Origin of the sequence: Acidithiobacillus ferriphilus, from assembly GCF_018854775.1 — a bacterium.
In the GTDB taxonomy this organism is placed as follows: domain Bacteria; phylum Pseudomonadota; class Gammaproteobacteria; order Acidithiobacillales; family Acidithiobacillaceae; genus Acidithiobacillus; species Acidithiobacillus ferriphilus.
In genome coordinates, this window is record NZ_JAAZTY010000023.1 from 20432 (window position 1) to 27846 (window position 7415).

Annotated in this window: 9 protein-coding genes; 4 read left to right on the forward strand and 5 right to left on the reverse strand. The window is 59.9% G+C overall.

The window, feature by feature from the left end:
• The first annotated feature begins 98 nt into the window (after positions 1–98).
• Positions 99–1019, forward strand: coding sequence for a mechanosensitive ion channel family protein (locus tag HF921_RS01920; RefSeq protein ID WP_226834276.1), 921 nt, complete (start codon positions 99–101; stop codon positions 1017–1019).
• Here the strand turns inward: HF921_RS01920 and HF921_RS01925 are convergent.
• From HF921_RS01925 to HF921_RS01945, 5 genes are all read right to left on the reverse strand, one after another.
• The gene (locus tag HF921_RS01925; protein WP_215892439.1) at positions 938–2503 is read right to left on the reverse strand and encodes an MFS transporter; all 1566 of its coding nucleotides are present in this window, start codon (positions 2501–2503) and stop codon (positions 938–940) included. The genes HF921_RS01920 and HF921_RS01925 overlap by 82 nt on opposite strands.
• Positions 2504–2620: 117 nt before the next feature.
• On the reverse strand, positions 2621–3532 hold the full coding sequence (gene prmB, locus HF921_RS01930; protein WP_215892438.1) for a 50S ribosomal protein L3 N(5)-glutamine methyltransferase: 912 nt from the start codon (positions 3530–3532) through the stop codon (positions 2621–2623).
• Positions 3533–4294 (reverse strand): exodeoxyribonuclease III, encoded by a 762-nt coding sequence (locus tag HF921_RS01935; RefSeq protein ID WP_215892437.1) that lies wholly within the window; start codon positions 4292–4294, stop codon positions 3533–3535.
• 12 nt (positions 4295–4306) lie between these two features.
• Positions 4307–4591, reverse strand: coding sequence for a DUF2322 family protein (locus HF921_RS01940; RefSeq protein ID WP_064218855.1), 285 nt, complete (start codon positions 4589–4591; stop codon positions 4307–4309).
• 60 nt (positions 4592–4651) lie between these two features.
• Complete coding sequence (locus HF921_RS01945; protein WP_215892436.1) at positions 4652–5488, reverse strand: 23S rRNA (adenine(2030)-N(6))-methyltransferase RlmJ; 837 nt, start codon at positions 5486–5488, stop codon at positions 4652–4654.
• A 92-nt stretch (positions 5489–5580) separates the two neighbouring features.
• Between HF921_RS01945 and HF921_RS01950 the strand changes: the two genes are divergently transcribed.
• The 3 genes from HF921_RS01950 to HF921_RS01960 all read left to right on the forward strand — a co-directional run.
• Positions 5581–6183: a glutathione S-transferase N-terminal domain-containing protein gene (locus tag HF921_RS01950; RefSeq protein ID WP_064218853.1), complete on the forward strand. Its 603-nt coding sequence runs from the start codon at positions 5581–5583 to the stop codon at positions 6181–6183.
• 5 nt (positions 6184–6188) lie between these two features.
• Positions 6189–6962 (forward strand): exodeoxyribonuclease III, encoded by a 774-nt coding sequence (gene xth / locus HF921_RS01955; RefSeq protein ID WP_215850000.1) that lies wholly within the window; start codon positions 6189–6191, stop codon positions 6960–6962.
• The coding region (locus tag HF921_RS01960) for a ferrochelatase (RefSeq protein ID WP_215893209.1) at positions 6959–7415 on the forward strand (457 nt) is incomplete at its 3' end. The genes xth and HF921_RS01960, both read left to right, overlap by 4 nt.

Consider the following 7415-nt stretch of genomic DNA (forward strand, 5'->3'; position numbering starts at 1 on the left):
TATGCACGAAATTTTTGCTTTAGTGTAACGCAAGCCAGCGCTTTACGGCAGGGGTTGTTGTATCTTGGATACTGTACTGGAGCCGAGGATCGATGGGGATGCGCATAATGCATGATTATCTGGGAGGTTTCTGGCACTGGTTTACCGCCCCGTGGACGCTGCCCGGGGGGATGATTGTCGAGCCCATCGGTATGGTTGAATTTCTGATTATCCTGGTTTTTTTATGGTGGGGGGCGGCCTGGGTGCGGCGATTCACGCGCCGGGTACTGAGCCGGCAACTGGATCATGCCACGGCTTACGCCATCTCGCGGCTTACCTACTACATGGTTATTGCTCTGGGCATTTTCATTGCCCTGCAGACAATCGGCGTCAATCTCAGCAGTCTGGCTCTCTTGGGCGGTGTGGTGGGTGTCGGTCTGGGTTTCGGGTTGCAGAATATTTTCAGCAATTTTGCGTCCGGACTCATTTTGCTCTTTGAACGCAGCATCAAGGTAGGCGACTACATCCAGATCAAAGAAAACGGCCTGCATGGCGAGGTCAAAAAGCTGGGCGTGCGCTACACCCAGATCGTGACCAACGACCATGTGGATATCCTGGTACCCAACTCCCAGTTTGTGAATGGCGAGGTGATCAACTGGAGTCTGGATGACCCGGTTATGCGGATTCATATCCCGTTTCGCGTGCCCTACGGTACCGACCGGGAACGATTGCGGAATCTGGTCATAGAAACCGCCCTCTCCTTGCCCCTGACAGCAAGGGATGAACGTTATCTGCCGACCTTGTGGTTGAACGCGTTCGGAGACGCGGGCTATGACTGCGAGATGATCGTCTGGGTGGAACGGGCGGGACTGATACGTCCCGGCGGAACCCGCGCCAAATATAACTGGGCACTGGCGGATGCCCTGGAGCAGGCGGGCATCGAAATACCACGCCCGCGTCAGGAGGTGGTGGTGACGCCTTCCCTGGCGGCGGCACTGGCCACTACTGTGGAAAACTCGTCCTCTTCCTCCTCCACATAATTGCGCGGACCATCGGCGCTGCGCAGGGCGCTGGGCGGGATGATAAAGACGTAGGCGGTAATGGCCGCTATCAGGCAGATCCACATCGACAGGCGCAGCAGGTTGTCGATGCTCAGGGTGCCCGCCTGCACCTCGATCAGGGTGTGCAGGTGTTGGGCTGAGAGCGCCACTTCCGGATCGAAACGGCTGATGTGGCCGCGCAGATGGTCGCTGGCAAGGGCGCTGTAGCGGGCCCAGTAGACGCTCAGCAGGCTCACCCCGATGTTGGCGCTGAAGACGCGAATGAAATTGCTGGTGGTGGCTGCTGAGGGAATTTCCGCAGCACTGAGGCCGGAGAGGATAACCATGGTTAGCGGCACGAAGAGCATACCGACGCCCATGCCGATGAACAGCATCGGCCAAAACAGATCGCTCAGACTGCTGATGGGACTGAGATAAGCGCTACCGTAGGCGAAGGCAAAAATGGCAAAGCAGAGGGTCGTCAGCCGACGCAGTCCCAGTAGCCCGCGCAGGCGGTCCATCTGGGTCGACAAGGGAATAGCGCCAAGACCAATGGGAATGAGCACCGCGCTCCCCCAGAAGCCGTTGAAGCTGAGGGTTTCCTCCGCCCAGAGGGGTAGCATGGAGGCCCAGCCCATGAACATGGCCCAGCCCAGGCAGAGCAGCAGCAGCCCCAGCCAGTAATTGCGCCGGTGCAAAAAGTGCAGTTGGAGCAGGGGATGGCGAGTCTCGTTTTCGCGCCAGGCAAAAAGCAACAGGAAGACGAAGGCGAACAGGGTCATTTTCAGAATGAAGGTAGAATGCCACCAGCCGTACTGCTCGCCCTGATCCAGCACCACCTGCATGCTCATCAGACCGCCGTAGAGCAGGCCGAAGCCCCAACCGTCGAAAGGCGGCGTCAGGGGATCACCGTGATCTTTGGGAATGCCCGCACTGCCCAGAAAAAGGGCGACGCCCCAGATCGGCAGGGAGAGCAGAAAAATGCTGCGATAGCCGAGTTCCGTCGCCAGCAGGCCGCCAATGGCTGGCCCGAAGAAAAAGGGTACCAGCATGGCGTTACTCCAGAAGATGGTTACGGGGCCGTGAAATCGGCCGGGGCTGTGGCGTAAGAACAGACTCTGGCTGAGGGGGACGAGAAGCCCCGCCGCTATACCTTGTAGAGCGCGGGACAGCAGCATAATCCAGAGATTATCGGTCGCCACACTGATGACGGTGCCCACCATAGCCACGGTGACCGCCATCTGAAAGACGCGGCGCATCCCGAAGCGGGCTGTCGTCCAGGGCATCAGGGTAATCCCCAGTGACCAGTGAACAATAAAGTAGGTCAGGGTCCAGAGGGCATGATCGCTGCTGGTGGAGAGGCCGCCCGCGACGTAGGGGAAAATACCCTGCACCGAGGCGCCGTCGAAGGAGCCCATACCGAGGGCGAGGCCCCCTCCCGCAAAGAGGGGCCAGGTTTTAGAAAGGGACTGTGCTGTTTCCATCAGGTGGGATCCTTGGACGTTGGCCCGGTTTAATGTTAACGCTAATATTCAGTCGCGGACGATGCTTGCTTTTCTGGAACGGGTTGCACGACGGCATAACTTTGATGCGGCGCTGCCTTAGAAGCCGTCGTCGGCCGTTGCCATCATTAGAAATGCACCGGAGCCGCCCGCCGGATGCTCCAGCCAGATCAGGGGCAGATCGGGACGACGGCGGATGAGGGCCGCTTCGGCATCGCCGGTTTCCACCACCAGGACGCCGCCCGTCTGCAGGTGCTGTGGCGCCTGCTCCAGCAGAGGGAGCAGGCAATCCAGGCCATCGTCGCCGGCGGCCAAGGCGAGACGAGGCTCGTGCCGGTATTCGGGGGGCAACTCCGCCATGGCCGCCGCGTCCACATAGGGCGGATTGCTGAGGATCAGGTCGTAGCGCTGTCCATCCAATGCGGCGAAGAGGTCGGACTGATGCAGATGCACGCGGTCCTCCACGCCATAACGCCGCACATTTGCGCGGGCTACGGCGAGGGCCTCGGCGGAAATGTCCACCGCATCCACTTCGCTGTCCGGAAAGCGCAGAGCCAGGATGATGGCCATACAACCGGAACCTGTGCCGATCTCCAAAATACGCTGTACCTGCGACGCCTCTACCCAGGGCGCGAAGCCCTCTTCAATAAAGGGCTCCAGCAGGCTGCGCGGGATGAGGACACGCTCATCGACGCTGAAACGCAGTCCGGCAAACCAGGCTTCACCGGTGATGTAGGCGGTGGGGCGACGGAGAATCTCCCGCTGATAGAAGTAGTTGAGGATTGTGCTTTTCTCACCATCCAGCAGGCGGGCCGCGCCGAGTTCTGCAAGGTCTTCCGGTTCCAGATGCAGCGCCCAGGCGATCAGGGTGTCGGCTTCGGCGCGAGGTTGCTGTTGGCCCTGGCTGAAGTCGAGCCCGGCAGCGGCAAAACGGCTGGCTCCCCAACGCCGGTAATCGGTTACTGTATGCAGGGCAGTGATAGCGAGGGCAGCATATTGTTCGAGGTTCATTCAGCCTAACTCCAGCCAGACCGGGCAATGATCGGAGCCGGTCACATCGGTGGCAATCCCCGCTCCGCGCAGGCGCGGCAGCAGACTTTCATGTATCCAAAAATAATCAAGGCGCCAGCCGATATTGCGGACGCGGGCGTTGGTGCGCTGGCTCCACCAGGAATACGTTATGCTGTCCGGGTGTAGGTGACGGAAGCTATCCACCCAGCCGGCCGCTACCCACTGGTCCAGGCAAGCCCGTTCTTCGGGGAGAAAACCGGATATTTTCGCATTCTCTTTAGGGCGCGCGAGGTCGATGGCCTGATGGGCGGTGTTAACGTCGCCACAAAATACCACAGCCCGACCGGTGGCGACCCGGGCGTTGATCAACTCCAGAAAGGCAGCGTAGAAATCCAGTTTGAAGGCGAGGCGTTCGGTATCCTTCTTGCCGTTGGGGAAGTAGACGTTATACAGGTCGAAATCACCGCAGTCGGTGATAAGCACGCGACCTTCCCGGTCGAAGCGCGGGATGCCCAGGCCCGTTGCTACCGGTCGGCAAGGCGCTTTGCTGAAAGTGGTAACGCCGCTGTAACCGGGGCGCTCGGCAACCGCCCAGCGGCTATCGTAGCCCTCCAGTAGGGTTTCTGCCACTGGAAGACGATCCGGATCGGCCTTGCTTTCCTGTATGCAGAGCACATCCGGTTGCGTCGCCGCGACCCAGTGGCCTAAGCCTTTGCGACAGGCGGCGCGCCAGCCGTTCACGTTCCAGCTATAAAGGCGCATAATCACGACTTCTCAACGCATTACCCGCACGGCCAAAAAATCCCCTTCGGTCAGTACCCGTTCCAGAATGGCGCGCCCGGTATCACCAGCGGTGCCCGCTGTAGCGAGCAGGGCGAGCCCTTCCCGCGCCGCTGTTGGGCTGATAACGCCATAGCGCAGGGCTAGTTGATAGAGCACGGCAACACTGATTTCCTGACCTGGCTGCTTGACCAGTTCCCCTTGAAACTGCGCGAGCGGCCCGCCGTAGAGGAGCAGTTTGCGCACGTGGTCGATATTGGACAGTGTCGAGGCACTCATGAGTATTCCTTCGTTAAAACACGCGGTGACGGACCCAACGGTGGCGTTTGGTAGGTGGTACTAAGCCTTGTCCGGACCCGGCCAGCCCTGGCAACGCAGGGACCACAGCCCGCCACTTTGTGCCTCAGTGAGCAGTGGACCTAGTTCTGTCAGGGCGGCGCTAAGCGCCTCGCGCAGGCCCCAGGGCGCATTCACCACGATCAGCCCGCTGCCAAAAAGCTGTTCCCGGCCTTCCTCCGGCATCTGCAACAGTTCGCAGGTAAAAGTGGGCAGGTGCTTACGCAAAGCCTGCCACAATCTGGTGATCGTACCGCGGATTTTTACCGGGTACCAGACGAGATACACCCCTTGCGGCCAGCGCCGATAGGCGCGGATCAGGGTGTCCGCGAGGCGCTCCCATTCATCTCTGCGCTCAAAGGGCGGGTCGATCAGGACCAGACCACGTTTTTCAGGCGGGGGGATCAGGCCGAAGAGGGCGCGATAACCATCTTCGCTGAGGATGCTGGTATGCGCCCGTTGGCCCATCGCCTTGCGCAGGCGCGTTGCCACCTCGGGCTGCTGTTCGCAGAGCACCATCCGGTCGCCAGGCCGGAGTAGGGTGGCGGCAAGGACGGGGGAGCCGGGGTAGTGGCGTAACATGCCGTCATCGTTCTCATTGCTGATGATTTTCAGCCATGCACCCGCGTGTGGCAGGCTGCGCCGGTCTGCCCACAGGCGCGAAACACCGTGCAAGTGTTCTCCTTGCGCGCCTAAGGTATATTGCCCCGCTCCTGCGTGAGTGTCGATGTAAGCGAGTGGCGTGTCCTTACGGATCAGGGCTTGCAAAGTGAGGCTCAGGGCCAGATGCTTGACGCAGTCGGCGGCATTGCCGGCGTGATGATGGTGGTCGTAATTCATGGCTTGTTTATCTTTCTGGGGTTGGCTTGGGGCGATGCTTTCGTCATGATAACAGATAGCCGTCCAGACTCAGTAGAAAAGGAGAGATGAAAATGCGACTTTATGCTACGCGGACCAGCCCCTATGCTCGGAAAGTGCGTATCGCACTGCTGGAAAAAAACATCCCCTGTGTTTTGGAGTGGGTGGATCTCCGCGCCGCCGACCATGGCGCACTGGAGCACAATCCCCTGGGTAAGATCCCTGTGCTGGTGCGTGATGACGGCCCGGCCGTATATGACTCAGCAGTGATTATCCAATATCTGGAAATTTTGCGCCCCGAACCAGCCATCATCCCGCATGATCCGGAAGCCCGTATTGCGACATTGCGAATTGAAGCGCTGGCCAGCGGCATTATGGATAGTACGGTTGCCTGGGTGTTGGAGCAACGCCACAGTAACGATTGTCAGGATCTCGATATGTTGCAGCGTGTCCGTGGCAAGATCCTTGCCGCATTGGCGATGCTGCAGGAGGAGACGTGCGGGTGGAAAGATGTGGGAGCAGCGCCAGTGTTAAATCTGGCGCAGATTGCGACCATCGCCGCGGTCGGTTATGTCGATCTGCGCGCGCCGGATTTCTTGTTGCAATTCCCGGAATTGACGACCTGGATGCACGCCCTGCGTCAACGTCCCAGCATCAGCGCCACTGTGCCCCAGTAACTTTCGTGAAAGTTGCCACCTGGAACGTCAACTCCCTGAAGGTGCGTCTCCCGCAAGTGCTGGAATGGCTGGGTAGTGAGCAGCCCGATGTCCTTTGTCTGCAGGAGACCAAGTTGGTCGATGCGTGTTTCCCGGCGACCGAACTGGCGGACGCCGGTTATCTGTCGCTCTATCACGGTCAGCCGACTTATAACGGTGTTGCCATCCTGAGCCGGGCGACACCTGAGGACGCCCGTTGTGACTGGCCAGATGGGGGTGACGGGCAGGCACGACTGTGCGCCGCCAGCTTTGGTGACTTACGCGTCATCAATGTTTATGTGCCCAACGGCCAGTCCTTAGACAGCGACAAGTATCCCTATAAATTACAATGGTTGGAGCGTCTGCGCGCGCTGCTTGCCGAGGAGTTGCAGCGTTGGCCGCAATTGTTGCTGGTGGGGGATTTCAATGTTGCTCCGGACGCCCGTGATGTTTGCGATGCTGCGGTCTGGGGGGATGGCATACTTTGCTCACCTCCCGAACGGGCGGCGCTGGGTGCGTTGTTGGACCTCGGGCTGCACGACAGTTACCGCAGCCTATACCCGGACGCGCAGGAGTGGAGCTGGTGGGATTACCGCGCGGCAGCGTTCCGGCGCAATCAGGGGCTGCGCATCGACCTGATCCTGGCCTCGAGTCCGCTCCTTGCGCGCACTCGGAATGTCGTCATCGACCGCGCCGCGCGGGCGGCAGAGCGTCCATCAGATCACGCGCCCGTTTGCATCACGCTGGAGAACGAAACATGATTGGTATTCTGGTCGTCAATCTGGGCACCCCTGACGCGCCTACCGCTCCGGCGGTGCGTCGCTACCTGCGCGAATTTCTCAGTGATGCCCGAGTGGTAGAACTTCCGCGGATACTCTGGTGGCCCATTCTGAATGGGCCCATTCTGCTGTTTCGTCCCGCCCGCTCGGCGCGCAATTATGCCAGTATCTGGCTTCCCGACGGATCACCCCTGATGGTCTATAGCCAGCGCCAGTGTGATGCGTTGCAGGCCCACTGGGATCAACAGTGTCCCGGCCAGGTTCGGGTGAAGTTGGCTATGCGCTACGGTAAGCCGTCGATTGCGCAAGGCTTGGCGGTGCTGCGTGATGCCGGATGCCGCAAGCTTTTTGTGGTGCCGCTTTATCCCCAATATGCGGCAGCTACCACCGCCTCCATTTTTGATGCCGTGGGCAAAGAATTACGACAATGGCGGG

What these genes read in the sequence shown, in the direction of transcription:
- HF921_RS01920 (WP_226834276.1), top strand. Translation starts at nt 99, where the DNA reads ATGCGCATAATGCATGATTATCTGGGAGGTTTCTGGCACTGGTTTACC.
- HF921_RS01925 (WP_215892439.1), bottom strand. Translation starts at nt 2,503, where the DNA reads ATGGAAACAGCACAGTCCCTTTCTAAAACCTGGCCCCTCTTTGCGGGA.
- prmB (WP_215892438.1), bottom strand. Translation starts at nt 3,532, where the DNA reads ATGAACCTCGAACAATATGCTGCCCTCGCTATCACTGCCCTGCATACA.
- HF921_RS01935 (WP_215892437.1), bottom strand. Translation starts at nt 4,294, where the DNA reads ATGCGCCTTTATAGCTGGAACGTGAACGGCTGGCGCGCCGCCTGTCGC.
- HF921_RS01940 (WP_064218855.1), bottom strand. Translation starts at nt 4,591, where the DNA reads ATGAGTGCCTCGACACTGTCCAATATCGACCACGTGCGCAAACTGCTC.
- HF921_RS01945 (WP_215892436.1), bottom strand. Translation starts at nt 5,488, where the DNA reads ATGAATTACGACCACCATCATCACGCCGGCAATGCCGCCGACTGCGTC.
- HF921_RS01950 (WP_064218853.1), top strand. Translation starts at nt 5,581, where the DNA reads ATGCGACTTTATGCTACGCGGACCAGCCCCTATGCTCGGAAAGTGCGT.